Origin of the sequence: Pseudoduganella flava (genome assembly GCF_007830495.1) — a bacterium.
Classification (GTDB): Bacteria; Pseudomonadota; Gammaproteobacteria; order Burkholderiales; family Burkholderiaceae_D; genus Rugamonas; species Rugamonas flava.
In genome coordinates, this window is sequence record NZ_VLKW01000008.1 from 318242 (window position 1) to 343786 (window position 25545).

Below are 25545 nucleotides of genomic sequence, written 5' to 3' on the forward strand. Positions count from 1 at the left end.
CACATAACGATTCCAATACAGGAGACAGCATGAAGTTCGCAAACCAAGGCAGGCGTGCGTCCAACGCACGAACCGCAGCGCGCGCCGGGGCGCCGGTGGTGATGGCGCTGGCGCTGCTGGCGGCCGGCACGGCGCAGGCGCAAAGCAACGTCACGGTCTACGGCATCATCGATACCGCGCTGACGCGGGTCGACAACACGAACGCGAACGGCGACTCGGTGACGAAGATGCCGTCGCTGACGGGCTCCTTCCCATCGCGCATCGGCTTTCGCGGCACCGAGGACCTGGGCGGCGGCCTGGCCGCGATCTTCACGCTGGAATCGGGCTTCGGCCCGGACACCGGCACGATGGGGCAGGGCGGACGCCTGTTCGGCCGCCAGGCCACCGTCGGCCTGAAAGGCAAGTGGGGCACGCTGCAGCTGGGGCGCCAGATCAACATGACGTACATCGCGATGCTGAAGGCCGACGTGCTGGGCCCGAACCTGTTCGCGATCGGCAGCATCGACCCTTACTTGCCGAACGCGCGCAGCGACAACTCGGTGGCGTACCTGGGCAATTTCGACGGCCTCGTGGTTGGCGCCACGTACAGCTTCGGCCGCGACACGTCCAGCGCCGGCGGCCCCGCGGCGACGAACTGCGCGGGCGAATCGGCGGCGGACTCGAAGGCCTGCCGCCAATACACGGCGATGCTGGGCTACGAGGTCAAGGCCTACGGCATCAACGCGACCTACGACAAGCTGCACGGGAATGTGGGCGCGGCGAACGGCCTGACATCGAGCCGCAACTTCGACCGGCGCGTGACCGTCAACGGCTACTGGATGTTCGGCGGCACGAAGCTGGGCGCGGGCGTCGTCGACCGCAAGACGGACGCCGCGACGGGCGTCACCGAATCGGACCTGTACTACCTGGGCGTGAGCCACCCGGTCACGCCGCTGCTGACGTTCGACGCGCAAGTCGCCCGCAAGGACGTCAAGCACAGTGGCGATGACACCAAGATGATCGTGGCGCGGCTGACGTACTACCTGTCCACCCGCACGGCGATCTACGGCGCGCTGGGCCGGATGGACAACGACGGCGCCGCCGCGGTCGCGCTGGACGCCGGCGGCACAGTGGGCGCAGGCAAGGCGCAGAACGGCGTCATGGCGGGCATCCGGCACCACTTCTGACGTCGCACAGCCGGATTCGTGTCCACATCTGACAACCTAGGGTCAGACCCGGACAACTGGACACGGACTGAGCTGTGGAGATCCTGCCGAGCTCGTGTCCTGTCCGGGTCTGACCCCAGATGTGTTGAAAGTGGACACGGGCTCAGCCGTGTGGCGGGTTACGGCAGCAGCACCGCCAGCTCGCGGGCGCCTTGCTGCAGCACGGGCAGGAATTCCTGCTCCATCTGCTTTGCGCTGACGCGGCCGGCCTGGGCGCCGACGTTCAACGCGGCGTGCACGGTGCCGGAGGCGCCGCGGACGGGGACGGCGATCGAGCGCAGGCCCACTTCGAGTTCCTCGTTGTTGATCGCGTAGCCCTGTTCGCGCACCTCGTGCAGCACGGCGCGCAGCCGCTTCTGGCTCGTGATCGTGTGCTCCGTCAGCGGCTTCAGGCGCACCTTGTCTAGGTAGGCCTGCAGCTCCGCTTCCGGCAGGTGGGCCAGCATCACGCGGCCCAGCGACGTGCAGTAGGCCGGCAGCCGGCTGCCCGTGTTCAGCGCCACCGACATCACGCGCGACGTCGCCGAGCGGGCCACGTACAGCACCTCGTTATCGTCCAGCACCGCCAGCGAGCACGATTCGTTCAGCGTGCGGCTGATCTGGTTCAGGTAGGGCTGGGCGGACACCGTCAGCGGCGTCGACGACAGGTACGAGTAACCCAGCGTCAGCACCTTCGGGCGCAGCGAGTAGTTGTTGACGTCGGACTCCGCATAGCCGAGCTGCTTCAGCGTGTACAGGCAGCGGCTGACGGCGGCGCGCGGGATGCCCGTCTTCTGGCTGATCTGCGCGATCGTCAGGCTGCGGCGTGAATCGGAAAACGCCTGCAGCACCGCCAGGCCGCGCGCCAGCGACGTCATGAAGCTGGGATCGGCCAGTGCGTCGATCTGCTCGGCGATCGTGGGTTCGGGTTCCGGTTCGGTAGTGTGGGTCGGGGTTCTGGACATGGCATTCATTGAAAAGTGCAGCGATTTTACCGGATGCCCCCAGCGCGGTTGCGGTTTTTTCTTGACCTGCTTGAACCGTGGTGCGACACTGAAGGCGTTCGATTAACAAACTATAGTTCGATTATCGAACAACGTGATTATCGAACATCAGCATTAAATTGAAAAGGGAAGAATGTGATAGACAAGACCATCGGCACGATGGTGGAGGCGGTCGCCGGCATCCATGACGGTGCGACGGTGATGATCGGCGGCTTCGGCAACGCCGGCATGCCGGCCGCGCTGATCGATGCGCTGATCGCGCAAGGCGCCCGCGACCTCACCATCGTCAACAACAATGCCGGCAACGGCGAAACGGGCCTGGCCGCGCTGCTGAAGGCCAGGCGCGTGAAAAAGATCATCTGCTCGTTCCCGCGCCAGGCGGACTCGCAGGTGTTCGATGCTTTGTTCCGCGCCGGCGAGATCGAGCTGGAGCTGACGCCGCAGGGCAACCTGGCCGAACGCATCCGCGCGGCCGGCGCCGGCATCGGCGGCTTCTTCACGCCGACCGGCTACGGCACCTTGCTGGCCGAAGGCAAGGAGACGCGCCTCATCAACGGCAGGCACTATGTGCTGGAGGCGCCGATCCACGCCGACTTCGCGCTGATCAAGGCGCATCAGGGCGATCGCTGGGGCAACCTCGTGTACCGCAAGACGGCGCGTAACTTCGGCCCGATCATGGCCACCGCCGCCAGGGTGACGATTGCGCAGGTGACGCGGGTCGTCGAACTGGGTGAACTCGACCCGGAACACATCGTCACGCCCGGCATCTTCGTGCAGCGCGTGGTGCAGGAGGACGCACGATGACCATCACGAAACTCTCCCGCGAACAGATGGCGCAGCGCGTGGCGCGCGACATCCACGAAGGCGCCTACGTCAACCTGGGCATCGGCCTGCCGACCTTGGTGGCGAACTACCTGCCATCCGAGCGCGAGATCTTCCTGCACAGCGAGAACGGCCTGCTGGGCATGGGCCCCGCGCCCGCACCGGGCGAGGAAGACGAGGACCTGATCAACGCCGGCAAGCAGCCCGTGACGTTGCTGAAGGGTGGCGCCTACTTCCATCACGGCGATTCGTTCGCGATGATGCGCGGCGGCCACCTGGACATCTGCGTGCTGGGCGCATTCCAGGTCTCGGCCACGGGCGACCTGGCCAACTGGCACACGGGCGCTCCGGATGCCATCCCCGCCGTCGGCGGCGCGATGGATCTCGCCATCGGCGCGCGCCAGGTGTTCGTGATGATGGAACACCAGACCAAGACGGGCGACAGCAAGATCGTCGAACGCTGCACGTATCCGCTGACGGGCATCGGCTGCGTGAACCGCATCTACACGGACCTGGCCGTCCTCGACGTCACGCCGGAAGGCCTGATGGTGCGCGAGATGGTCGATGGATTGAGCCTCGACGAACTGCGCCGCCGCACCGCCGCGCCGCTGCTTGAAATGAAGGAGAACTGACGAATGAACGACGCATTCATCTGCGATGCGATCCGCACACCGATCGGCCGCTACGGCGGCGCGCTGAAGGACGTGCGGGCGGACGACCTGGGCGCGCTGCCGATCGCGGAGCTGATGCGCCGCAATCCCACCGTCGACTGGGAAGCCGTCGACGACGTGATCTATGGCTGTGCCAACCAGGCCGGCGAGGACAATCGCAACGTGGCGCGCATGGCCGCGCTGCTGGCCGGCCTGCCGGCGCGCGTGCCCGGGTCCACCGTGAACCGTCTGTGCGGCTCGGGCATGGATGCCGTCGGCACTGCCGCGCGGGCGATCCGCTCCGGCGACACGGCGCTGATGATCGCCGGCGGCGTCGAATCGATGACTCGCGCGCCGTTCGTGATGGGCAAGGCCGACAGCGCCTTTGCGCGCAGCGCCGAGATCTACGACACGACGATCGGCTGGCGCTTCCCGAACCCGCTGATGCACAAGCTGCACGGCACCGATTCGATGCCGGAGACGGCGGAGAACGTGGCCGGTGAATACGGCATCAACCGCGCCGACCAGGACCGCTTCGCGCTGGCGAGCCAGCAGAAGGCCGCGGCCGCGCAGGCGGCGGGCTGGTTCGACAGCGAGATCATGCCGGTGACCATACCCGTCAAAAAAAGCGAACCGATCGTGTTCGCCCGCGACGAACATCCGCGTGCCACGTCGCTCGAAGCGCTGGCGAAGCTGAAGGGCGTCGTGCGGCCGGACGGCACGGTCACGGCCGGTAACGCGTCCGGCGTCAACGACGGCGCCTGTGCATTGCTGCTGGCCGGCGAACGGGCAGCCAGCGCGCATGGCCTGGTGCCGCGGGCGCGCATCGTCGGCATGGCGACGGCCGGCGTGCCGCCGCGCGTGATGGGTATCGGGCCGCTGCCGGCCACTGTGAAGGTGCTGGCGCAGACGGGCCTGAAGCTGGAGCAGATGGACGTGATCGAGTTGAACGAAGCGTTCGCGGCGCAGGCGCTGGCCGTGCTGCGTGAGCTGGGGCTGCGCGACGACGATCCGCGCGTGAACCCGTGGGGCGGCGCGATCGCGCTGGGCCATCCGCTCGGCATGAGCGGCGCCCGGCTCGTGACGACGGCGCTGAACCAGCTGCAGCGCGGCGGCGGCCGTTACGCTTTGTGTACGATGTGTATCGGCGTGGGGCAGGGCATCGCGCTCGTCATCGAACGGGTGTAAGTGGATTGCATGCGGCCAGCCGGCGCAGACCGGCGGCCGCGTGCATCCGGCTTGGAGAATCAGGAGACAATATGAAACAACCTCGCTTCAATCAACCTCGCTGGGGGCGCCGATGGGTAATGTGATCGGTGTCCTGTTCGACGGCGTGGCGTACGGCAGCCTGCTGTTCATGATCAGTGTCGGCCTGTCCGTTACGATGGGCATGATGAACTTCATCAACCTGGCGCACGGCGCGTTCGCGATGCTGGGCGGTTACGTGTGCGTGCTGCTGCTCGATCGCGCCGGCGTGCCGTTCCTGGCCACGTTGCCGCTGGCCTTCCTCGCGGCAGCGCTGGCGGGCTTTGTTCTCGAGCGCACGCTGTACCGCCGGCTGTACAAGGCCAGCCACCTGGACCAGGTGCTGTTCTCGATCGGCCTGACGTTCATGGCGGTGGCCGGTGCCACGTACTTCTTCGGCCCGACGCAGCAACCGGTCACCCTGCCGGACTGGCTGCGCGGCCAGGTGTCGTTGCTGGGCCTTGAAGTGGGCAGCTACCGGCTGTTCCTGATCGCCGTCGTCGTCCTCGTCACCGGGGCGCTCGGCCTCTTGATCGAGCGCACCCGCTTCGGCGCGCAGATCCGCGCTTCCGTCGATAACCAGACGGCATCCGAAGGCCTGGGCATCAACGTCGGCCGCGTGTTCAGCCTGACGTTCGCGCTGGGCTCGGGCCTGGCGGGCCTCGGCGGCGGCCTGGGCATCGACGTGCTGGGGCTCGATCCCAGCTTCCCCGTCAAGTACATGGTGTACTTCCTGCTGGTCGTCGCCGTCGGCGGCGCCGGCACGATCACGGGGCCGCTGCTGGCCGCCGTCGTGCTGGGCGTGTTCGACGTGGCCGGCAAATACTATGTGCCGGAGATCGGCGCGTTCGTCATCTACGCGTTGATGGTCGTGCTGCTGATCCTGTTCCCCGCTGGCCTGATCCGGAGGAAAGCATGAATGCGATGTCGCACGCTGAAGTCGACCAGGTCGTGACGCCGCCTGTGCCCCTGCCTGCACCGCGCCTGCCGGACGGCCGCTGGAAGGCCCCTGAACTGATGTTCTGGCTGCTGCCGGTCGCGAGCTGGTTCCTGTTCCCGGACTACCTGGTGCTGGCCAGCCAGATCATGATCGTCGGGCTGTTCGCGCTGTCGCTGGACCTGATCCTCGGCTACGCGGGCATCGTCTCGCTGGGCCATGCCGCATTCTTCGGCCTGGGTGCCTACACGGCCGGGCTGCTGGCCGTGCATGGCTGGGGCGAGCCCGTCACCGGCCTGCTCGCGGGTGCCGTGGTTGCCGGGTTGTTCGGCTGGATCGTCAGCTTCCTTGTCGTCCGTGGCCAGGACCTGACGCGGCTGATGGTCACATTGGGCATCGGCCTGATGCTGTTCGAGGCGGCCAACAAGGCATCGTGGCTGACGGGCGGCGTCGATGGCCTGTCCGGCATGATGGTGTCCAATTTGCTGGGCGTTTTCGAGTTCGACCTGCAGGGGAAAACGGCGTTCGTGTACAGCTACGTGGTGCTGTTTGCCGTGTTCGTGCTGCTGCGGCGCCTCGTGCATTCGCCGTTCGGGTTGGGGCTGACGGGCATCCGCGAAGGTGGACGGCGCATGCCGGCGATCGGCGCGAACGTCAACCGCCGGCTGCGTGCCGTGTTCACGGTGGGCGCGGTGGTGGCTGGCGTCGCCGGCGCGCTGCTGGCGCAGACGACGCAGTTCGTCGGCCTCGATGTGCTGAGCTTTCCCCGTTCGGCCGAGCTCCTGATCATGCTGGTGCTGGGCGGGACGGGGCGGCTGTACGGCGCGCTGATCGGCGCGGCCGTGTTCATGATCGCGCAGGACCGCATCGCCGGCATCAATCCCACGTACTGGCAATTCTGGATCGGGCTGCTGCTGGTCTGCATCGTGCTGTTCGCGAAGGGCGGCATCGTCGGCGGCGCCGCGAAGATCGTGCGACGGCTGGGCGAGCGCAAGGAGGGCAAATGAGCGATACCACGATGATCGATACCACATTGCGGACCGAAGGCCTGTCGAAGAGCTGGGGCGCGTTCAAGGCCAACAGCGACGTGTCGCTGACGTTCGCGCCCGGTGCGCGGCATGCGCTGATCGGCCCGAACGGCGCCGGCAAGACGACGTTCATCAACCTCTTGACGGGCGGCTTCGCGCCGACCGCCGGCCGCGTGTACCTGGGCGGCGAGGACATCACGCGGCTGCCGCAGCACCAGCGCGTCAAGCGCGGCATGACGCGCACGTTCCAGATCAACACGCTGTTCGCCGGGCTGACGGTGCTGGAATCCGTCGTGCTGGCGATCAGCGAGCGGCGCGGCCTGCAGAACGTGTGGTGGAAAACGGTGGCGCAGCATCGCGACGTCGTCGACGAGGCGATGGCGCTGCTGCAGTCGCTGCGTCTTGCCGACCAGGCCAACAGCGTCACGCGCGGCATGGCCTATGGCAAGCAGCGGCTCGTGGAAATCGCGCTGGCGCTGGCGACGCAGCCGAAGATCCTGCTGCTGGACGAACCGGCCGCCGGCATCCCGCAGGCCGAGAGCCGCGAGCTGTTCGAAGTGATCGCGCAACTGCCGCGCGATGTGACGATCCTCTTCATCGAACACGATATGGGTCTCGTGTTCCGCTTCGCCGAGCGGATCACGGTGCTCGTCGGCGGCAAGGTGCTGACGGAAGGGACGCCCGCGGAAATCGCGGCGGACCCGCGCGTGAAGGAAGTCTACCTGGGGGAGGGCGGTCATGACTGAGCTGCTGGCGGTGGAGCGGGTGACGGCCGGCTATGGCGAATCCGTCGTGCTGGAAGACGTGTCGTTCGCGCTGGGCGAAGGCGACAGCCTGGCGCTGTTGGGGCGCAACGGCGTCGGCAAAACGAGCCTGCTCGTCACCTTGATGGGATTGACGCGGCTGCACAAGGGCGCGATCCGGTGGGCCGGCAATGACATCGCGAAGGTGCCGTCCTACCGGCGCGCCCGCGCGGGGCTGGGCTGGGTGCCGCAGGAGCGGCATATGTATCCGTCGCTGACGGTCGAGGAGCACCTGACGGTCGTCGCGCGGCCGGGGCCATGGGACGTGAAGCGGATCTACGAGCTGTTCCCGCGGCTGCAGGAGCGGCGCGCGAACATGGGCAACCAGCTGTCCGGCGGCGAGCAGCAGATGGTGGCGATCGCGCGGGCGCTGATGACGAACCCGCGCATGCTGCTGCTGGACGAGCCGATGGAAGGCCTGGCGCCGATCATCGTGCAGGAGCTGCTGGGCGTGATGAAGCGGCTGGTGCGGGACGAGGGGCTGGCGGTGATCGTCGTCGAACAGCATGCGCGGCTGGCGCTGTCGCTGACGCAGCGCGCCATCGTGCTGGACCGCGGCTGCATCGTGCACGATTCGGACAGCCAGTCGCTGCTGGACGACGGCGCGAAGCTGGATCGGCTGGTGGCCGTGGCGTAGGCTAAGGTCGCGTTCATGGTCCGTTGGCTTAAGCGGCGTCGGGCCTGGCCAGCGGTGCCCGGCTTTGTTCGTTGTTCTCGAGCACCAGCTTGTTCAGCAGCGTCATGAATTGCCGCTGTTCGTCATCCGTCAGCGGCGCCAGCAGGCGTTCGCGCAGGCGGTGGACGGCCGGGTCGAGGTGCTTCAGCAGTTGGCTTCCCGCCGGCGTGATCGTCAACGCGCGCTGGCGGCGGTTGTGGGGGATGACCTTGCGCTCCAGCAGACCCTTCTCTTCGAGCCGGGCGCAGACGCTGGCGCCCGTCGACGTGTCGATCGCGACGAGGCCCGCCAAGGTCACCTGGTCGATGCCGGGGCGGGCGGCGAGGGTGCGCAGCAGCGCGTATTGCACGGGCGTCAGCGCGCCCTGCAATTCGTCGTGGAAGATCGACACGGAGATCTGCTGCGCGCGTCGCAGCAGGTGGCCGGGGTGTTCGTGCAGGTCGAGCAGGTCGCTCAGTTCGTCATGGTCCATGGGCGTAAAAAATGTGGTTCATTCGAATCGGACGGGACTATACTGGCCCAAACATTCAGTGCACTGAATATGCAAAGTGCATCATATAGCAAAAGGAGGAGACACCATGTACCCGAAAAACGCCTGGTACGTTGCCTGCACGCCCGATGAAATCGCCGCCGGGCCGCTGGGGCGCCAGATCTGTGGCGAGAAGATCGTGTTCTATCGCGGCGCCGAGGGCGTCGCGGCCGTCGAGGATTTCTGCCCGCACCGCGGCGCGCCGCTGTCGCTAGGATTCGTGCGGGACGGCACGCTCGTATGCGGCTACCACGGCCTGCAGATGGGCTGCGACGGCAAGCCCGTCGCGATGCCCGGCCAGCGGGTGCGCGGTTTCCCATGCATCCGCAGCTACCCGGCCGTCGAACGGTATGGCTTCATCTGGGTGTGGCCGGGCGATGCGGCGCAGGCCGATGCGGCCGCGATCCCGCACCTGGAATGGGCTGTCAGCCCCCAGTGGGCATATGGCGGCGGCCTGTATCACATCGGCTGCGATTACCGGCTGATGATCGATAATCTGATGGACCTGACGCACGAGACCTATGTGCACGCGTCGTCGATCGGGCAGAAGGAGATCGACGAGGCGTCCGTCACGACGAAGACCGTCGGCGACGAGGTGATCACGAGCCGCCACATGCAGAACGTGATGCCGCCGCCATTCTGGCAGGCGGCGCTGCGCGGCAACGGCCTGCCGGATGACGTGCCGGTCGACCGCTGGCAGATCTGCCACTTCACGCCGCCCAGCCACGTGCTGATCGAAGTCGGCGTCGCGCTGGCGGGGCGGGGCGGCTACGACGCGCCGGCCGACGTGAAGGCATCGTCGATCGTCGTCGACTTCATCACGCCGGAGACGGACACCACGCACTGGTACTTCTGGGGCATGGCGCGCAATTTCAAACCAAGCGATGCCGCGCTGACCGACACGATCCGCACGGGCCAGGGCAAGATCTTCGGCGAGGACCGGGCGATGCTGGAACAGCAGCAGGCCAACATCCTGCGCCACCCGGAGCGCAAGCTGCTGATGCTGAACATCGATGCGGGCGGCGTCCAGTCGCGCAAGGTGATCGAGCGGTGGCTCGCGCGCGAACAGCAGGCGCAGGTGGCGGCATGAGCACCCTGCGGATGAAGATCGCGCGCAGGATCGACGAGGCGGAAGGAATCCGCAGCTACGAGCTCGTGTCCGCGGACGGCGCGCCGCTGCCGCCGTTTACGGCCGGCGCGCACATCGACGTGCACCTGGGCCCGGGGCTGGTGCGCCAGTACTCGCTGTGCAATGCGCCGCATGAGCAGCACCGCTATGTGATCGGCGTGCTGCGCGAGCCGGAATCGCGCGGCGGCTCCGTGGCGCTGCACGAGCGCTTTGCCGAAGGCGCCGAGCTGGAGGTCGGCGCGCCGCGCAACCAGTTCGCGCTGCACGAAGGCCGCCACTTCAGCGTGCTGTTCGCCGGCGGCATCGGCATCACGCCGCTGCTGGCGATGGCCGAGCACCTGCACAAGGAGGGCTTGCCGTTCGCGCTGCACTACAGCGTGCGCTCGCCGCAGCGCGCCGCATTCCGCCGCCGGCTGGAAGAGGCGCCGTTCGCAGCGTCCGTGCACCTGCACGTCGCCAGCGAAGGCACGGGCGTGGACGTGGCGGCCGTGCTGGCGCAATGTCCGCCTGGGACGCACCTGTACGTGTGCGGCCCGGCCGGCTACATCGGCCACGTGCTGGAGACAGCGCGCGGTCTCGGCTGGGGCGACGACCGGTTGCATCGCGAGTACTTCGGCGCGGTGCCCGAGGCGCCGGCGGAAGGCGAGCAGCCGTTCGACGTGCGCATCGCCAGCACGGGCGCGACGTACACGGTGCCGCCGGGGCGCAGCGTCGTGCAAGTGCTGCAGGAGCAAGGTGTGGACGTGCCGGTGTCGTGCGAGCAGGGCATCTGCGGCACATGCCTGACGCGCGTGCTGGAAGGCATACCGGAGCACCGCGACCTGTACCAGACGGAGGAGGAACAGGCCGCCAACGATCACTTCACGCCGTGCTGCTCGCGGGCGAAAAGCCCGTTGCTGGTGCTGGATCTGTAACGACAAAAAACCAAAGGAGGAGACATGACGACATACCAGGCCAGGCGCCGCGCCCTGCTCGCGGGCGCGGCCGCCGCGGGACTGCTGCCCACATTCGCATTTGCCGCGCCGCCGTTGAAGGTGGGGCTGATCGTGCCGATGTCCGGCCCGTTCGCTTCGACGGGGCGGCAGATCGAAGCGGCCGTGAAGCTGTACCAGCAACAGCATGGCGACACCGTCGCCGGCCGCAAGATCGAGATTGTGCTGAAGGACGACGGCGGCGTGTCGCCGGACGTGACGAAGCGCCTCGCGCAGGAACTGGTGGCGCGCGACAAGGTGCAGGTGCTGGCGGGCTTCGGCCTGACACCGCTGGCGCTGGCTGCGGCACCCGTCGCGACGCAGGCCAAGGTGCCGATGATCGTGATGGCGGCGGCGACGTCGATCATCCCGCAACGCTCGCCGTACATCGTGCGTACCGGCTTCACGCTGGCGCAGGTGACGGCGCCGCTGGCCGACTGGGCGGCAAAGAACAAGGTGGGCCGGGCGATGACGCTGGTGACGGACTACGGACCGGGCCTGGATGCCGAAAAGGTGTTCGGGAAGCGCTTTACGGCAGGCGGCGGCAAGGTACTCGACGCCTTGCGCGCGCCGCTGCGCAATCCCGACTACGCGCCGTTCCTAGCCCGCGTCAAGGATGCGAAGCCGGACGCGCTGTTCGTCTTCGTGCCGTCGGGCGAGGGTGCGGCCGTGCTGAAGCAGTTCAACGACCGCGGCCTGGCCGCGGCCGGCGTCCGGCTGATCTGCACGGGCGACGTGCTGGACGACGACCTGATGACGGGCATCGGCAACGCGGCGGACGGCGTCGTCAGCAGCCATCACTACTCGGCCGCGCATCCGTCACCGGGAAACAAGGCTTACGTGGAAGCGTTCACGCGGGCGAACAAAGGCATGCGCCCGAACTTCCACTCGGTGGGCGCCTACGACGGCATGCACCTGCTGTACCAGGCGCTGGCAAAGACGAACGGCAACGCCGACGGCGCGCAACTGCTGGCGGCGATGAAGGGCATGGCGTGGACGAGCGTGCGCGGCCCCGTCCGCATCGACCCGACGAGCCGCGACATCGTGCAGACCGTGTACATCCGCAGGGCCGCGCAGGTGGATGGGGGGATGTACAACGTCGAGTTCGACAAGGTCGAGAATGTGGCGGACCCGGGTGTTTGAGGGCGTGGTTCAATAGCTGAGCCTGTGTCCGTGGGACCATGGTCCCACTGCCTGGCACTAAAGGGACACGAGCTTAGCAGTAGATAGCATGAGAACGTTTGCTACGGTCGAGCCCGTGTCCCGTGGGGCCATGGCCCCACTGCCAGGCATCAAAGAGACACGAGCTTAGCAGTAGATAGTATGATAACGTTTGCTACGGTCGAGCCCGTGTCCCTGGTGCCAGGCACCAAAGAGACATAAGCTCAGCAGTAGGTAGCATGAGAACGTTTCCTACAGTCGAGGCTGTGTCCCCTGGTGCCTGGCACTAAAGGGACACGGGCTCGGCATTAAATCCGGTCTCTGCTACAGCCCTGCCAGGAATTCCCGCACCGCCCGGCTGAACGCCACCGGCTGCTCCACCGCCGCAATATGCGACGCCTCCGCCAGCACGACAAGCCGTGCGCCCGGGATCGCGTTGGCGATCGTTTCGGACATCGCCACCGGCGCTCCCTGATCCAGTGCGCCCGCGATCACCAGTGTCGGCACGACGATGCCGGGCAGGCGGGCTGTCGTGTCGACGTTGCCTACCGCGTCGCAGCAGGTGACGTAACCGGCCGGGTCGGTGCTCGTCAGGCGGCGGCGCCAGCGGGCTACTGTGGCCGCTTGCGCGGCGCGGAACGCGGGGTGGAAGTAGCGGGCCATCACGGTGTCGGCGATCGCTTCGAGGCCGTGTTCGCGCACCGTCGCGACGCGCTGGCGCCAGCCTTCGCGGGCCGCTTCCGGGTAGCCGGACGTCGAGTTCGCGATCACCAGCGCGCGCACCATCTTCGGGTGCCGCAGCGCCAGTTCCTGGCCCACCATGCCGCCCATCGACAGCCCGATCCAGATGACCGGCCCCGTCGCCAGCTCCAGCAGCAGCCGGGCCGCGTCGTCGGCCAGCGCCGCCATGTCGTATGGGCCGTCCGGCGCGTCCGACCCGCCGTGGCCGCGGTGGTCGTAGGCGATCACGCGGCACTCAAGCGCCAGTTCGTTCGCCAGGTCGTCCCACATCGACAGGTCCATGCCCAGCGCGTGACTCAGCACGATCGTGTGGCGCGGTGCGCCGCCATGGCGTGGTTCACGCACGCTGTAGTGCAGCGCGGGACGGCTGCCTGTGCGGCCTGTGCGGCCCACGCCCGGATGAACCGCCTGCGCCGGTGCGGCTGCCGCCGGTGCATAGCCGATCCGTTCGCCGATTTCGCGCAGGATCTTCTGCGTATGCGCGAACGCCGTGTTCGCGGCCGGCACGCCCGCATAGATCGCCGACTGCATCAGCACTTCCTTCACTTCGTCCGGCGCCATGCCTTGTTCGCCGCCCAGCAGCGCGGCGCGCACGTGCAGTTCGAATTCCTCCCACCGGCCCAGCGCGATCGTGATCGCCAGGACGATCGCCCGGCGCGTCTTTGCTTCGAGGCCGGGCCGGCCCCAGATTTCGTTCCATGCGAAGCGGGTGATCAGGTTCTGGAACTCGGCGTTGAAGTCGGTGGCATTGTCGAGCGAGCGGTCGACCCATTCGTCGCCCAGGATGCGGCGGCGGTTGCGCAGGCCGCGCTCGAAGTCGTGCTGGAAGGGGTCGTAGGTCATCGTGCGGATTCCATCGTGGAGGATGCGGCTTCCTGCCGCAATTGAGAACGCAACTGAGCGAGCTGACGCACCGCGAGCCGCCGGGCCGGTGCCGCGGCAACGGCCGGGTCGAACAGCGCCTGCAACGCCGCCATGTCGCAGCGCTCACGCAGGTCGTCGTGCGCGGCGATCGCTTCCGGCAGCAGTTCGGCCAGGTGGCGGCCTTCGCGTACCGCCCGCTGCGACAGCGTTTCGACGAATGCGTGTGCCGCCGGGCGGCCGATCGCGGCGGCCAGCGCGATCGACAGCGCCTCCGCGAAGATCAGCCCCTGCAACGCATCGATATTGGCGCGCATGCGGGCCGTATCGACCGTCAGGCCGTCGAACGCGTCGTTCAGCGCCTGCAGCGCGCCATGCGCGCCGATGAACAGCGGCGGCCATTCGGCCAGTTCGGCCTGCCAGTTGCCCAGGCCTCGCTCGTGCTGCTGGCCCATCGCCTGCAGCAGCGCGGCGGCATGCTGTGGCGCTCGGCCGGCCGCGGCCAGCGCGATCATCGCCGACACGGGATTGCGCTTGTGCGGCATCGCCGACGAGCCGCCGCGCCCCTGGCCGGAAGGTTCGGCCAGTTCGCCCACCTCGCCCTGTGCCATCAGCGCCAGGTCCGTCGCGAGCTTGCCCAGGCTGCCCGTCAGCACTGCGATTTCCATCCCCAGGCGCACCCATTCGTCGCGCTGCGTATGCCACGGCGCGTCGGCTGTTTGCAGGCCCAGCTCGTGCGCGACGCGCTGCGCGACGGCATCGCCATGCTCGTCCAGCACGGCCAGCGTGCCGACGGCGCCGCCCAGCTGCAGGCGCAGCGCCCGCGCGGCCGCCTCACGCAGTCGCGCGCGGGCGCGCAGCAGCGGGGCCGTCCAGCCCAGCACCTTCCAGCCGAAGCTCGTCACCTGCGCCGGCTGCATCAACGTGCGCGCCAGCACGGGTGTGTCGACGTGCGCCGCGGCCAGTGCCAGCAGGCTGTCGCACAGCCGCGCGAGGCTGGCCTCGATCAGCGCCAGCGCGTCGCGCGTGGCCAGCACCATCGCCGTGTCGACGACGTCCTGGCTCGTGCTGCCCCAATGCACCCAGGCGGCACACTCCTTGTCGTACAGCCCCACCGTGTGGGTCAGCTCCTTCACCAGCGGGATCGCGAGCGAGCCGGCGCGGCGGCTGGCGGCGATCAGCGCCGGGATGTCGTACAGCTGCGCGTTGCACACGCCCGCAATGGCCCGCGCGGCCGCGGCCGGGATGACGCCTTCCTCCGCTTGCGCGGCGGCCAGCGCCTGCTCGAAGCGCAGCATCGCCTGCACGATGGCAGCATCGTCGAAGACGGCGATCATGTCGCCCGTCGTCAGGAAACTGTCGAAGATCGATACGCTCATGCTCTCCCTTACACGTAGTCGAAGAATACCGTCTCGTGCGGGCCTTGCATATGGATGTCCCAACGGTAGCTGCCGTCCGGCTCTCGCCGGGCCAGCAGCGTCGCGCGGCGTTCTTCCGGCACCTGCGCCAGCAGCGGTGATGGGGCCCCATCTTCCAGGAACACGGCCGTGAACTGGTGTTTTACCAGGCCGCGCGCGAACACGGTGACAAAGGCCGCCGGGCCATCGGATTCGCCTTCGCCCAGCGACAGCCGGAAAGCGAACTCGCCGCCGGCGCCGCTGGGAATGCGCCGGAAGCCCGCCATCGGCTGCCGCGCTTCGGCGCCGGCAGCGTGCGGCGTCCATGCTTCCAGCTGGGCGTCGTCGATCGGCACGCCGTCGCCATCGTGGATGATGCCGTGGATCGTCACGGTGTGTGCGGCTGGCTCGGCGCGGTCGGACAGGTCCACCGCCCATTGCCACGCCTCGTGCGAGAACGGGCCGATCGTCTGCGAAGTGGTGATCTTGCTCATGTGGTGTCCTTAAATTCCCATCGGGGTGGCATCGCGTCCGCGCAGGACGATGTCGAATTCATAGCCCAGCAGGTGCTCGTGCATGGTCTCTTCCAGGCTGTAGCGGGAGACGAGGCGGCGCCGCGCCGCTTCATCGGGAATGCTCTGGAATATCGGGTCGTAGTCGAACAGCGGGTCGTTCGGGAAGTACATCTGCGTCACGAGCCGCTGCGCATACACGTTCCCGAACAGCGAGAAGTGGATATGCGCGGGCCGGAACGCCTTGTGGTGGTTGCCCCACGGGTAGGGGCCCGGCTTGACCGTCACGAAGCGGTAACGGCCGTCGTCGTCCGTCAGCATCTTGCCCCAGCCGTTGAAGTTCGGGTCCAGCGGCGCGTTGTGCTGGTCCTTCTTGTGGCGGTAGCGGCCCGCCGCATTGCACTGCCAGACCTCGACCAGCGAATTGCGCACCGGCTTGCCGTCTTCGTCCGTCACCCGGCCGGTCACGACGATGCGCTCGCCGATGGCCTCGCCCGCGCAGCCGTCCGGCCGCGTCAAGTCGACGTTCGCGCCGATGATGGTCGATGACGGCATCGCGATGTTCGCCGTCACGGGGAGCGCCGCCGCGACGCGCAGCGGCGCCAGCAACGGGCCGCGCTTGACGGTGGATTTATAGGGCGGGTAGACGAGGTCCGGGTAGACGCCCGGCGGCACGGTGTCGAATTTCACGCAGGTCTCCTTGTGTAATCGGGGTGCGACCATGGTAGGCAATTGCGGCCGGGACGCTCAAGCGGGGCAATGCACGGGGCGTCCGCTACTCGCACACCTTGTGCGATAATCGCACAAAACAGGAGATATTTGATGGAGCAGGGCGCACCGCTGCCGCGCGACCTCGTCGCCGGGCTGGAAAAAGGCTTGCAGGTGATCGAGGCATTCGACCAGGAACGCGCACGGCTGACGATCGCCGAAGTGGCGGCGCGCACTGGCCTGACGCGGGCCGCCGCGCGGCGCTACCTGATCACGTTGACGCACCTGGGCTATATGCGGCACGAGAACAAGCTGTTCTCGCTGACGCCGGCCGTGCTGCGGCTCGGCCAGTCCTACCTGCATTCGGCGCGGCTGCCGCGCATCGCCCAACCGCTGCTGTACCGGCTCGCGTATTCGCTGGGCGAGGCCGCGTCGTGCGGCGTGCTCGATGATGGCCAGCTGGTCTGCGTGGCCGCCGTCAGCGCGGGCCGCCTGGTGTCGACGACGCTGCAGCCGGGCACCCGCGTGCCCGCCTACTGCACCGCGAACGGCCGCGTGCTGCTGGCACACCTGCCGCCGGACGAGGTGGAGCGGTATCTCGCCACCGTCGAGCCGGAGCGGATCACGGCGCACACGATCGTGCACCGCGAACGCCTCGCACTGGAGATCGCGCGGGCGCGCGAGCAGGGCTATGCGCTGGTCGACCAGGAACTGGAGCTGGGTTTGCGGGCCATCGCCGTCCCGCTGCGCAACTTCCGCGGCGAGATCGTCGCCGCGATGAACGTCAGCGTGCACGAAGGGCGTATGCCGCTCGACGCAATGGTGGAGCGCTGCCTGCCCGCGATGGTGAAGATCCAGGCCGAGTTGTCGGCGCTGTTGTAGGGCAGGGCGTCAGGCCGCCTGCTCGGTCGCGTTGTGCGCCCGCTCGCGAAATTCCTTCGGCGTCACGCCCATCCGCTTGCGGAACAGCCGGCTGAAGTAGGCCGGGTCCTGGAAGCCCAGCTCGTAGCTGATCGTCGCGATCGACGCGGGCACGTAGGTGAGGTTGCGGCACGCTTCGAGCATCAGCCGGTCCTGCGTCATCTCGAACGCCGATTTGCCGGCCAGTTTCATGCACAGCCGGTTCAGGCGCGGCGCCGTCACGCGCAGCTCGTCCGCATAGCGGCCGACGAGCCATTGTTCGCGAAAGTGCTCCTCGATCAGCGCGCGGAAGCGGCTGAACAGTTCGAACTCGAGGCGGCCCGACTGGTCCGCCAGGCGGCGCTCCGTTTCCAGCCGGACCAGCAGCAACAGCACGCTGCGCGCCAGCCATTCCAGCATCAGCGCGCGGCCGTAGCGGGGCCCGGCCACTTCCAGCATCAGCTGCTGCAGCAGCGCGGAAACACGTTCCTGCAGCGTGGGATTCTCGTGCAGCCGCAGCGCCTGCGGGCGCACGAACAGCGGCGCGAACAGGTCCACCGACAGCACCACGTTCTGGTCCAGCGTCAGCACCCAGCCCTGCGCGTCCTTGGAAAAATCGAACGCATGCACGACGCTGGGGTGGATCGTGATCACCGTAGGGCCATCACAGTTCCACACCATCGAATCGACCTGCGCATTGACCTGGCCGGACATCAGGAACAGCACCTGGAACAGGCCGCGGTGCGTGTGCGGGCCGATGTGCCAGTCGTACAGGCGGCTGCGTGCCTCGATCGTCTCGATGTGCACGAACTCGGCGTTGTCGATCGGCGTATTGTCGCCATACAGGGCGAACTGGGGAATCTCGCGGGTCAGTCTCTTCATGGTCTCATGGGCGGCTGCGTAAAATAGTACAAGCTTTTCCCCGCTTCATCCATTTTTTTCTCGCGGTTGGGGCAGTACGATCCGTCTAACCAAAGAATTAATACAAGACGGAGACATCTTATGCGTACCCAGGCAGCCATCATCGGCGCCGGCCCCGCGGGCCTGCTGCTGTCCCACCTCCTGCATTTGCAGGGCATCGAATCGGTCGTGCTGGAGACGCGCAGCCGGGCCGACATCGAATCGACGATCCGCGCCGGGGTGCTCGAACAGGGCACGATGGACATCCTCACCAATGCCGGCGTCGGTGAACGGATGCGCGCACAGGGTGCGCTGCACCACGGTATCGAGCTGGCGTTCGGCTGCCGCCGCCACCGCATCGACCTGACGGAACTGACGGGCAAGGCGATCACCGTCTACCCGCAGCATGAAGTGATCCGCGACCTCGTCGCGGCCCGCCTGGCGGCACAGGGCCAGATCCTGTTCGAAGTGGCCGACGTGGCGATCGGCGGCATCGACACGGACGCGCCCACCGTCACGTTCACGTACCGGGGCGAGCACGAACGCCTGGAGGCCGACTTCGTCATCGGCTGCGACGGCTTTCACGGCGTGGCGCGCAATGCCATACCGGCAAGCGCCCGTCAGGAATTCCAGCGCACCTATCCGTTCGGCTGGTTCGGCATCCTCGTCGAGTCGGCGCCGTCGTCGCAGGAACTGATCTATGCGCAGCACGAACGGGGCTTCGCGCTGATCAGCACCCGCACGCCGACCGTGCAACGGCTGTACTTCCAGTGCGACCCGCACGACAGCGTCGAGCACTGGCCGGACGACCGCATCTGGGCCGAGCTGCATGCGCGCGTCGAGACGAGTGACGGCTGGCGCATCAACGAAGGCCGCATCTTCCAGAAGAACATCATCGGCATGCGCAGCTTCGTCTGCACGACGATGCGCCACGGCCGGCTGTTCCTGGCCGGCGACGCCGCCCACATCGTGCCGCCGACGGGCGCGAAGGGGATGAACCTGGCCGTCTCGGACGTGCGCTTCCTGGCCGAGGCGCTGGACAGCCATTACCGCGGCGGCGGCACGGCGCTGCTGGACGGTTACCCGGCCCGCGCGCTGCAACGCATCTGGCGCGCCGAATACTTCTCGTGGTGGATGACCCGCATGCTGCACACGTTCGCCGACGCCACGCCGTTCGAACGGGCGATGCAGCGCGCGGAGCTGGAGAACGTCGTCGGTTCGCGCGCGCTGGCGCAGGCGCTGGCCGAGAACTACGTGGGCGCGTTCTGACGCGTACCGGCGCGGGCACGGTACACTGACGGTATCCACGTTCTCAGTGAACCATCATGCGGCAAACCCTGATCGTGCTCGGCCTCGCGCTGCTGGCCGTCGGCCTGGCCTGGCCCTGGCTGCGCAAGCTGCCGCTGGGCCGGCTGCCCGGCGACATCCATGTGGTGCGCGAAGGCTTTTCGTTCCACTTCCCGATCGTCACGTGCCTCGTCATCTCCGTGATCGTGTCGCTCGTGATCTGGTTCCTGCGCCGCTGACGGCCTACAGCGGCAGCGCCGTCTGGTACTTCACCTCGCGCAGCGCCACGCTGGTGTTCACCTGGGCCACGCCCTGCAGCTTGAACATCACCTCGTGCAGGAAGTTCTGGTAGGCCTCCATGTCCGGCACGATCACCTTGATCGTGTAGTCGGAGTTGCCGGTCGTCTCGTAGCACTCGACCACTTCGGGCCGCGCCTGCATCGCGCCCTCGAACGCCTCGACGACGCCGGCCGAGTGCCGGTTGAGCGTCACGTGCGCCAGGCAGCACACCATCAGCCCCACCTTGCGCCGGTCGACGATGGCCGCGTAGCGGGCGATGTAGCCGCTGTCCTCCAACTCCTTCTGGCGCCGCCAGCACGGCGTGGCGGACAGGCCCACGGCCTCGGCCAGTTCGGCCGTCGACATGCGGCCATCCTTCTGCAGCGCGGCAAGGATTTTAAGCGAAGCAGGGTCGAGAGAGGAATTTTTCATTATTCGGTGTATTTCGAAAGGAATATTCCGGAAACCTAGCACACTTTAAAAGAACGAGAAAAATTATTCCGTCCCGGCGAACTTATCATTTCCGCACGGAGACTACAGCCCACGAGGCAAGGAATAACAATGAACGCGATCAATCCGCGCGCGCAAGCGGCCCACGAAGCCGCCGAGCGCACCGTCACACCATCGGCCGGCCACGGCGCCGTCGTCGATCCCGACTATCAGCTGCAGGACAATCTGACCCGCACCAGCGGCCGCGTCTTCCTCACCGGCACGCAGGCCCTCGTGCGCTTGATGCTGGCGCAGCGCCAGCTCGACGACGCCAATGGCCTGCGCACGGCCGGTTTCGTCAGCGGCTACCGCGGTTCGCCGCTGGGTGCCGTCGACCAGGAGATGTGGCGCGCTCAGGACCTGCTGCAGGCGCACGACGTGGAGTTCCTCCCGGCGATCAACGAGGACCTGGGCGCGACCGCCGTGCTGGGTACGCAGCAGGTCGAGACGGATCCGACCCGCAAGGTCGACGGCGTGTTCGCGCTGTGGTACGGCAAGGGCCCCGGCGTGGACCGTTCCGGCGACGCGCTCAAGCACGGCAACGCTTACGGCTCGTCGCCGCACGGCGGCGTGCTGGTGGTGCTGGGCGACGACCATGGCTGCGTGTCGTCGTCGATGCCGCACCAGAGCGAGCAGGCGCTGATCGCGTGGAGCATGCCGGTGCTGAACCCGGCCAATATCGAGGAATACCTGTCGTTCGGCCTGTACGGCTGGGCGCTGTCGCGTTTTTCCGGCGCGTGGGTCGGCTTCAAGGCGATCTCGGAAACCGTCGAAGGCGGTGCCGTCGTCGAGCTGCCGCCGGCACCCGCGTTCGCGGCGCCGGACTACACGTATCCGCCGGACGGTCTGCACTACCGCTGGCCTGACCTGCCCAGCCTGAAGATCGAGCAGCGCGTGGCGGAGAAGTTGAACGCGGTGCGCGCGTTCGCCCGCGCCAACCCGTCGATCGACCGCTTCGTCACGCAGCCGGCCGAGGCGAAGCTGGGCATTATCAGTGCCGGCAAGGCTTACCTCGACTTGATCGAAGCGTTGCAGCGCATGGGCTTGACGCGCGACCGGCTCGAGGAGCTGGGCATCCGGCTGTACAAGCCGGGCCTCACGTGGCCGCTGGAGCCGTCACGGCTCGATGTTTTTGCGGACGGCCTGGCCGAAGTGCTCGTCGTCGAGGAGAAGGGCGACGTCATCGAGCAGCAGCTCAAAACCCACCTGTACAACCGCACCGTGCGCCCGCAAGTGCTGGGCAAGACGGATGCGCAAGGCCAGCCGCTGCTGTCCGCGCTGGGCGAGCTGCGGCCATCGCGCATCGCGTCGGCGCTGATCCGCTGGCTGGCGCCGCACTTGCCGCAACTGGACCTGGCACAGTACCTGCCGGCGTTCTGCGCGGCCGAGCTGAAGGCGCCGGCCGGCACTGCCGTGCGCACGCCGTACTTCTGCTCCGGCTGCCCGCACAACACGTCGACAAAAGTCCCGGAAGGCAGCGTCGCCATTGCCGGCATCGGTTGCCACTTCATGGCCACGTGGATGGAGCGCGATACCGTGCAGCTGACGCAGATGGGCGGCGAGGGCGTCACGTGGGCGGCCGCGTCGCGCTTCGTCGCACGCAAGCACGTGTTCCAGAACCTGGGCGACGGTACCTACTACCATTCCGGCCTGCTGGCGCTGCGCCAGGCCGTGGCCGCGCGCACCAACATCACCTACAAGATCCTGTACAACGACGCGGTGGCGATGACGGGCGGCCAACCCGTCGACGGCAAGCTGTCGGTGCCGCAGATCGTCGAGCAGGTGCTGGCCGAAGGGGCGGTGCGTGCCGTCGTCGTCACCGACCAGCCGGAGAACTACGCGCAAGTGGCGCTGCCGACCGGTGTCACCGTGCATCACCGCGCCGAGCTGGATGTGGTGCAGCGCCAGTTGCGCGACACGGCTGGCGTGACGGTGCTCGTGTACGACCAGACGTGCGCTGCCGAGAAGCGCCGCCGCCGGAAAAAGAAGGAGATGGTCGACCCGCCGCGGCGCGTCGTCATTAACCCGGAAGTATGCGAAGGCTGCGGCGATTGCGGCGTGCAGTCGAACTGCCTGTCGATCGTGCCGCTCGAGACGCCGCTGGGCCGCAAGCGCCAGATCGAGCAGGCTTCCTGCAACAAGGATTACTCGTGCGTGGAAGGCTTCTGCCCCAGCTTCGTCTCCGTGACGGGCGGGCAGCTGAAGAAGCCGCAGGCCGCCACGATCGACGAGGCGCAGATCGAACGCGCGCTGGCCGCGTTCCCGCCACCGCCGGCGTCCGCGTTCGACAAACCGTTCGAGATGCTGGTGGCCGGCGTCGGCGGCACGGGCGTCGTTACCCTGGGCGCGCTGGTGACGATGGCCGCGCACCTGGAAGGCAAGGGCGCTTCGACGCTGGACTTCATGGGCTTCGCGCAGAAGGGCGGCGCCGTGATGTCGCACGTGCGCATCGCCCGCACGCCCACGGCGCTGAACCAGGTGCGCATCGACTTGCAACAGGCCGACGCTGTGCTGGCGTGCGACGCCGTCGTCGGCGCGATGCCCGATGCGCTGGCGGTGATGCGGCATGGCCATACGCAGGTGATCGCCAACGAGCGCGAGATTCCGACGGCCGCGTTCACGCGCAACCCGGATGCCAGCAACGACGTGATGGGCCTGCTGGCACTGCTGCGCCGCGCGGCCGGCGACGCGCACGTGCATGCGCTCGACGCGCAGGACCTGGCGACGCGCCTGTTGGGCGAGCCGATCGCCGGCAATATGCTGATGCTGGGCTATGCGTGGCAGCGCGGCCTCGTCCCCGTCGGCATGGCCGCGCTGCTGCGCGCCGTGGAGCTGAACGGGGTGGCCGTGGCGATGAACCGCAAGGCGCTGCTGCTGGGTCGCCTGGCCGCCGCCGATGGGGCGGTGCTCGATAGGCTGGCCGGCAAGCCCGTGGCCGTGGTGCGCTTCACGCCGCCAGCGACGCTGGAAGAGCTGATCGCCGACCGCACCGCACGGCTGGCGCAGTACCAGGATGCCGCGTACGCGCAGCGCTACGTGGAGGCGGTGCGGCGCGTGGAGCGGCGCGAGCGCGACCTCGACGGGCCGCAATCGAAACAGCCGCTGGCCAAGGCCGTCGCGCGGTCGCTGTACAAGGCAATGGCGTACAAGGACGAGTACGAGGTCGCGCGCCTGCATGCCGCCACGCTGCGCACCCAGCTGGACAGCCAGTTCGATGGCGACTTCCAGCTGGCGTTCCACCTGGCGCCGCCGCTGCTGGCGCGCCGCAAGCCTGGCAGCGATGTGCCGGCGAAGATTCGCGTCGGCGGCTGGATGCTGCCCGTGTTCCGGCTGCTCGCGCCGGGCAAGCGGCTGCGCGGCACGCCGTTCGATCCGTTCGGCTGGACGGCCGAGCGCCGCGCCGAGCGGGCCTGGCGCGACGAGTGCCTGGCGTTCGTCGACGAACTGTGCGCACGGGTGACGGCAGAGGACAAGGCCGTGTGGCTGAAGCTGGCGCAGCTGCCGGAACAGGTGCGCGGCTACGGCCACGTGAAGCATGCCGCGCTGGAGAAGGTGCGCACGGAAGCAGCACGGCTGCGCGCGCAGCTGGGCGCGGGCGCGGCGCGCGCCGCGTGATCAGTGCGCCATCAGCACCGGCACCGTCATGCTGCGCAAGATGGTTTTGGTGACGCCGCCCAGCAGCAGTTCGCGCGCCCGGGCGTGGCCATAGCCGCCCATCACGAGCAGGTCGGCACCCTGGTCGGCTGCGAGGGTCAGCAGCGCGTCGCCCCGGTCGACGCGGCCCAGCTGCACGCGCACCTCAACTGCGATGCCATGGCGTGACAGGTACAGCGCCAGGTCGGCGCCGGGCTGGTCGCCATGCGCGTTACCGCGCCACGGGTCGAGCACGGCGACGACGGTGCGGCGCGCGCGCTTGAGGAGCGGGAGCGCGAACGCGACGGCACGGGTGGCCTCGTGGCTGCCGTCCCAGGCGATCAGTGCGTTCGTGCCGAAGACATCGGCATGGCCCGCACGCGGCAGCAGCAGCACGGGCCGGGCCGCGTTCAGCACCACGTACTCGGGCAGGTCGTGCGATGCCAGCGGCCCGCCGGCCGGGTCGGCCTGGGTGAACACGGACAGGTCGCAGTAGCGCGCATGCAGCGCCAGGCCGCCGTCGATATCGTCGCTGGCCAGCCGCCGTTCGAACGACGGCACGCCGGCGTGCTGGACGAGCGCCTCGAAGCGGTCCAGCCCAGTCTGCGCATCGGCGATCAGCTCGTCGTAGCGGGCCGCCAGCAGGCCCCCGGACAGCTCGGCAGTGCCAGGGTGGATGAAGTTCGACAGGCCCGTCGAGGCGACACCCGTCAGGTGCGCATCGAACTCCAGCGCGAGGCGGGCGGCCGTGCCGATGCGGCGCGGCGCTTGTTCGGACAGGTCGACGTGGACCAGGATCGTTTTGTAGGACATGCGAGGCTCCCCCGTGTTGATGTGTATCGCTGGTAATGCAGTGTGCGGTGGCGGGAAGTTGGAAACATTGACTGCGATCAAACACATTCATTTTCGCGCTGTTCGCGTAAGGTTGGGGAAATTCCAGGCGTCAACGCCGTCTTACCTTCTGTTGGGATAACTCATCGATAGCAGGAGGCAAGCATGGGCACGACGGGCACGATGGGCTTTCAGCACCTGTTCCGCGCGCTGGCTCAGCTGCCGCTGTCGGCTGACGAGATCGCTTGCTTGCGTGATTGGCTCGCCGCGCTGGAGTCGCCGGGGCGCTGCCTGGCCCTGATCGAACAAGCGAAGGGGCGGTGTGCCTGTCCTCATTGCGGCAATGCGCGCTGCCATCGCAGCGGGCACGCCAATGGCTTGCAGCGGTATCGCTGCATCGCCTGCCGGCACAGCTTCAATGCGCTGACCGGTACGCCGCTGGCGCGCCTGCGGCATCGCGACAAATGTCTCCCTTATTTCCAGTGCTTGATCGAGTCACGCACGGTGCGCGCGGCCGCCGAACGCGTCGCGGTCGCGAAGTCGACCAGCTTTCGCTGGCGCCACCGGTTCGTCGCCGCCGTGCGCCGCGAGGAGCCGCCAACGCTGAAGAGCATCGTCGAGGCTGACGAGACCTACGTCCTCGAATCGCAGAAGGGCTCGCGCCATCTCGACCGGCCGCCACGCAAGCGCGGTGGCAGGGCCGCGTGCCGCGGCATCAGTCAGCAGCACGAGTGCGTGCTGGTCGCGCGCGATCGCGGCGCCACGACGCACGCTGTGCATGCCGGCCGGGGCGAGCCGGACGCAGAGCGCCTGCTGCGCTACCTGAAACCGGTGCTGGCGCGGGACGCCTTGCTGGTCAGCGACGGCG

At 67.8% G+C, this 25545-nt stretch carries 25 protein-coding genes and 1 pseudogene; 16 read left to right on the forward strand and 10 right to left on the reverse strand.

Annotated features, from left to right (window positions below):
• Positions 1 to 101: 101 nt before the first annotated feature.
• Positions 102 to 1166: a porin gene (locus tag IP92_RS20875; RefSeq protein WP_145878778.1), complete on the forward strand. Its 1065-nt coding sequence runs from the start codon at positions 102 to 104 to the stop codon at positions 1164 to 1166.
• A gap of 158 nt (positions 1167 to 1324) precedes the next feature.
• Here the strand turns inward: IP92_RS20875 and IP92_RS20880 are convergent, their stop codons facing one another.
• Positions 1325 to 2149 carry an IclR family transcriptional regulator domain-containing protein gene (locus IP92_RS20880; protein ID WP_229418891.1) on the reverse strand — a complete coding sequence of 275 codons (825 nt, stop codon included), beginning with the start codon at positions 2147 to 2149 and terminating at the stop codon, positions 1325 to 1327.
• Positions 2150 to 2323: 174 nt separating this feature from the next.
• On the opposite strand from IP92_RS20880, the gene IP92_RS20885 reads away from it, so the two are divergent.
• The 7 genes from IP92_RS20885 (at position 2324) to IP92_RS20915 (ending at position 8310) form a co-directional block, all read left to right on the forward strand.
• Positions 2324 to 2992 (forward strand): 3-oxoacid CoA-transferase subunit A, encoded by a 669-nt coding sequence (locus tag IP92_RS20885; RefSeq protein ID WP_145878673.1) that lies wholly within the window; start codon positions 2324 to 2326, stop codon positions 2990 to 2992.
• Positions 2989 to 3642 carry a CoA transferase subunit B gene (locus IP92_RS20890; protein WP_199271857.1) on the forward strand — a complete coding sequence of 218 codons (654 nt, stop codon included), beginning with the start codon at positions 2989 to 2991 and terminating at the stop codon, positions 3640 to 3642. Before IP92_RS20885 ends, IP92_RS20890 begins: the two co-directional genes overlap by 4 nt.
• A gap of 3 nt (positions 3643 to 3645) precedes the next feature.
• Positions 3646 to 4848 carry a 3-oxoadipyl-CoA thiolase gene (gene pcaF / locus IP92_RS20895; protein WP_145878675.1) on the forward strand — a complete coding sequence of 401 codons (1203 nt, stop codon included), beginning with the start codon at positions 3646 to 3648 and terminating at the stop codon, positions 4846 to 4848.
• Positions 4849 to 4960: 112 nt separating this feature from the next.
• Entirely contained in the window at positions 4961 to 5824 is an 864-nt protein-coding gene (locus tag IP92_RS20900) for a branched-chain amino acid ABC transporter permease (protein WP_145878677.1), read from the forward strand.
• Between the two features lie 5 nt (positions 5825 to 5829).
• On the forward strand, positions 5830 to 6849 hold the full coding sequence (locus IP92_RS20905) for a branched-chain amino acid ABC transporter permease (protein ID WP_145878782.1): 1020 nt from the start codon (positions 5830 to 5832) through the stop codon (positions 6847 to 6849).
• Positions 6846 to 7616 (forward strand): ABC transporter ATP-binding protein, encoded by a 771-nt coding sequence (locus IP92_RS20910; protein WP_145878679.1) that lies wholly within the window; start codon positions 6846 to 6848, stop codon positions 7614 to 7616. The genes IP92_RS20905 and IP92_RS20910 overlap by 4 nt, the downstream gene beginning before the upstream one ends.
• On the forward strand, positions 7609 to 8310 hold the full coding sequence (locus IP92_RS20915) for an ABC transporter ATP-binding protein (protein ID WP_145878681.1): 702 nt from the start codon (positions 7609 to 7611) through the stop codon (positions 8308 to 8310). Before IP92_RS20910 ends, IP92_RS20915 begins: the two co-directional genes overlap by 8 nt.
• A gap of 28 nt (positions 8311 to 8338) precedes the next feature.
• Here the strand turns inward: IP92_RS20915 and IP92_RS20920 are convergent, their stop codons facing one another.
• Entirely contained in the window at positions 8339 to 8821 is a 483-nt protein-coding gene (locus tag IP92_RS20920; RefSeq protein ID WP_145878683.1) for a MarR family winged helix-turn-helix transcriptional regulator, read from the reverse strand.
• 106 nt (positions 8822 to 8927) lie between these two features.
• Between IP92_RS20920 and IP92_RS20925 the strand changes: the two genes are divergently transcribed.
• Genes IP92_RS20925 through IP92_RS20935 form a run of 3 tightly spaced genes read left to right on the forward strand, consistent with a single transcriptional unit; the run spans position 8928 to position 12121 of the window.
• The gene (locus tag IP92_RS20925) at positions 8928 to 9968 is read left to right on the forward strand and encodes a Rieske 2Fe-2S domain-containing protein (protein WP_145878685.1); all 1041 of its coding nucleotides are present in this window, start codon (positions 8928 to 8930) and stop codon (positions 9966 to 9968) included.
• Positions 9965 to 10921 (forward strand): PDR/VanB family oxidoreductase, encoded by a 957-nt coding sequence (locus IP92_RS20930; protein WP_145878687.1) that lies wholly within the window; start codon positions 9965 to 9967, stop codon positions 10919 to 10921. Before IP92_RS20925 ends, IP92_RS20930 begins: the two co-directional genes overlap by 4 nt.
• Positions 10922 to 10945: 24 nt before the next feature.
• Positions 10946 to 12121: an ABC transporter substrate-binding protein gene (locus IP92_RS20935; protein ID WP_145878689.1), complete on the forward strand. Its 1176-nt coding sequence runs from the start codon at positions 10946 to 10948 to the stop codon at positions 12119 to 12121.
• A 342-nt stretch (positions 12122 to 12463) separates the two neighbouring features.
• Here the strand turns inward: IP92_RS20935 and pcaCD are convergent, their stop codons facing one another.
• From pcaCD to IP92_RS30815, 5 genes and pseudogenes are all read right to left on the reverse strand, one after another.
• A complete protein-coding gene (gene pcaCD / locus IP92_RS20940) occupies positions 12464 to 13723 on the reverse strand; it encodes a bifunctional 4-carboxymuconolactone decarboxylase/3-oxoadipate enol-lactonase PcaCD (RefSeq protein WP_145878691.1) in 1260 nt (419 codons plus the stop codon).
• Positions 13720 to 15120 (reverse strand): 3-carboxy-cis,cis-muconate cycloisomerase, encoded by a 1401-nt coding sequence (gene pcaB / locus IP92_RS20945; protein ID WP_145878693.1) that lies wholly within the window; start codon positions 15118 to 15120, stop codon positions 13720 to 13722. Before pcaB ends, pcaCD begins: the two co-directional genes overlap by 4 nt.
• A gap of 8 nt (positions 15121 to 15128) precedes the next feature.
• Positions 15129 to 15632, reverse strand: a complete 504-nt coding sequence (locus tag IP92_RS20950) for a peptidase associated/transthyretin-like domain-containing protein (RefSeq protein WP_145878696.1) — start codon at positions 15630 to 15632, stop codon at positions 15129 to 15131.
• 9 nt (positions 15633 to 15641) lie between these two features.
• Positions 15642 to 16259 (reverse strand): protocatechuate 3,4-dioxygenase subunit beta, encoded by a 618-nt coding sequence (gene pcaH / locus IP92_RS20955; protein ID WP_371860953.1) that lies wholly within the window; start codon positions 16257 to 16259, stop codon positions 15642 to 15644.
• Between the two features lie 21 nt (positions 16260 to 16280).
• A pseudogene (locus IP92_RS30815) lies at positions 16281 to 16373 on the reverse strand (hypothetical protein); the annotation flags it as partial.
• 99 nt (positions 16374 to 16472) lie between these two features.
• On the opposite strand from IP92_RS30815, the gene IP92_RS20960 reads away from it, so the two are divergent.
• Positions 16473 to 17240, forward strand: a complete 768-nt coding sequence (locus IP92_RS20960; protein ID WP_145878701.1) for an IclR family transcriptional regulator domain-containing protein — start codon at positions 16473 to 16475, stop codon at positions 17238 to 17240.
• Positions 17241 to 17249: 9 nt separating this feature from the next.
• Here IP92_RS20960 and IP92_RS20965 read toward each other — a convergent pair whose 3' ends face one another.
• Entirely contained in the window at positions 17250 to 18140 is an 891-nt protein-coding gene (locus IP92_RS20965; protein ID WP_145878703.1) for a helix-turn-helix domain-containing protein, read from the reverse strand.
• A gap of 120 nt (positions 18141 to 18260) precedes the next feature.
• Here IP92_RS20965 and IP92_RS20970 point away from each other — a divergent pair, with 120 nt between their 5' ends.
• Positions 18261 to 19427, forward strand: a complete 1167-nt coding sequence (locus IP92_RS20970) for a 4-hydroxybenzoate 3-monooxygenase (protein WP_145878705.1) — start codon at positions 18261 to 18263, stop codon at positions 19425 to 19427.
• 56 nt (positions 19428 to 19483) lie between these two features.
• A complete protein-coding gene (locus tag IP92_RS20975) occupies positions 19484 to 19684 on the forward strand; it encodes a DUF2905 domain-containing protein (protein WP_145878707.1) in 201 nt (66 codons plus the stop codon).
• 4 nt (positions 19685 to 19688) lie between these two features.
• Here the strand turns inward: IP92_RS20975 and IP92_RS20980 are convergent, their stop codons facing one another.
• The gene (locus tag IP92_RS20980) at positions 19689 to 20156 is read right to left on the reverse strand and encodes an Lrp/AsnC family transcriptional regulator (protein WP_145878709.1); all 468 of its coding nucleotides are present in this window, start codon (positions 20154 to 20156) and stop codon (positions 19689 to 19691) included.
• A 129-nt stretch (positions 20157 to 20285) separates the two neighbouring features.
• Here IP92_RS20980 and IP92_RS20985 point away from each other — a divergent pair, with 129 nt between their 5' ends.
• Positions 20286 to 23828: an indolepyruvate ferredoxin oxidoreductase family protein gene (locus IP92_RS20985; protein ID WP_145878712.1), complete on the forward strand. Its 3543-nt coding sequence runs from the start codon at positions 20286 to 20288 to the stop codon at positions 23826 to 23828.
• Here IP92_RS20985 and IP92_RS20990 read toward each other — a convergent pair whose 3' ends face one another.
• Entirely contained in the window at positions 23829 to 24659 is an 831-nt protein-coding gene (locus IP92_RS20990; protein ID WP_145878716.1) for a universal stress protein, read from the reverse strand.
• A gap of 183 nt (positions 24660 to 24842) precedes the next feature.
• On the opposite strand from IP92_RS20990, the gene IP92_RS20995 reads away from it, so the two are divergent.
• On the forward strand, positions 24843 to 25545 hold a 703-nt coding region (locus tag IP92_RS20995), incomplete at its 3' end, for an IS1595 family transposase (RefSeq protein WP_145878719.1).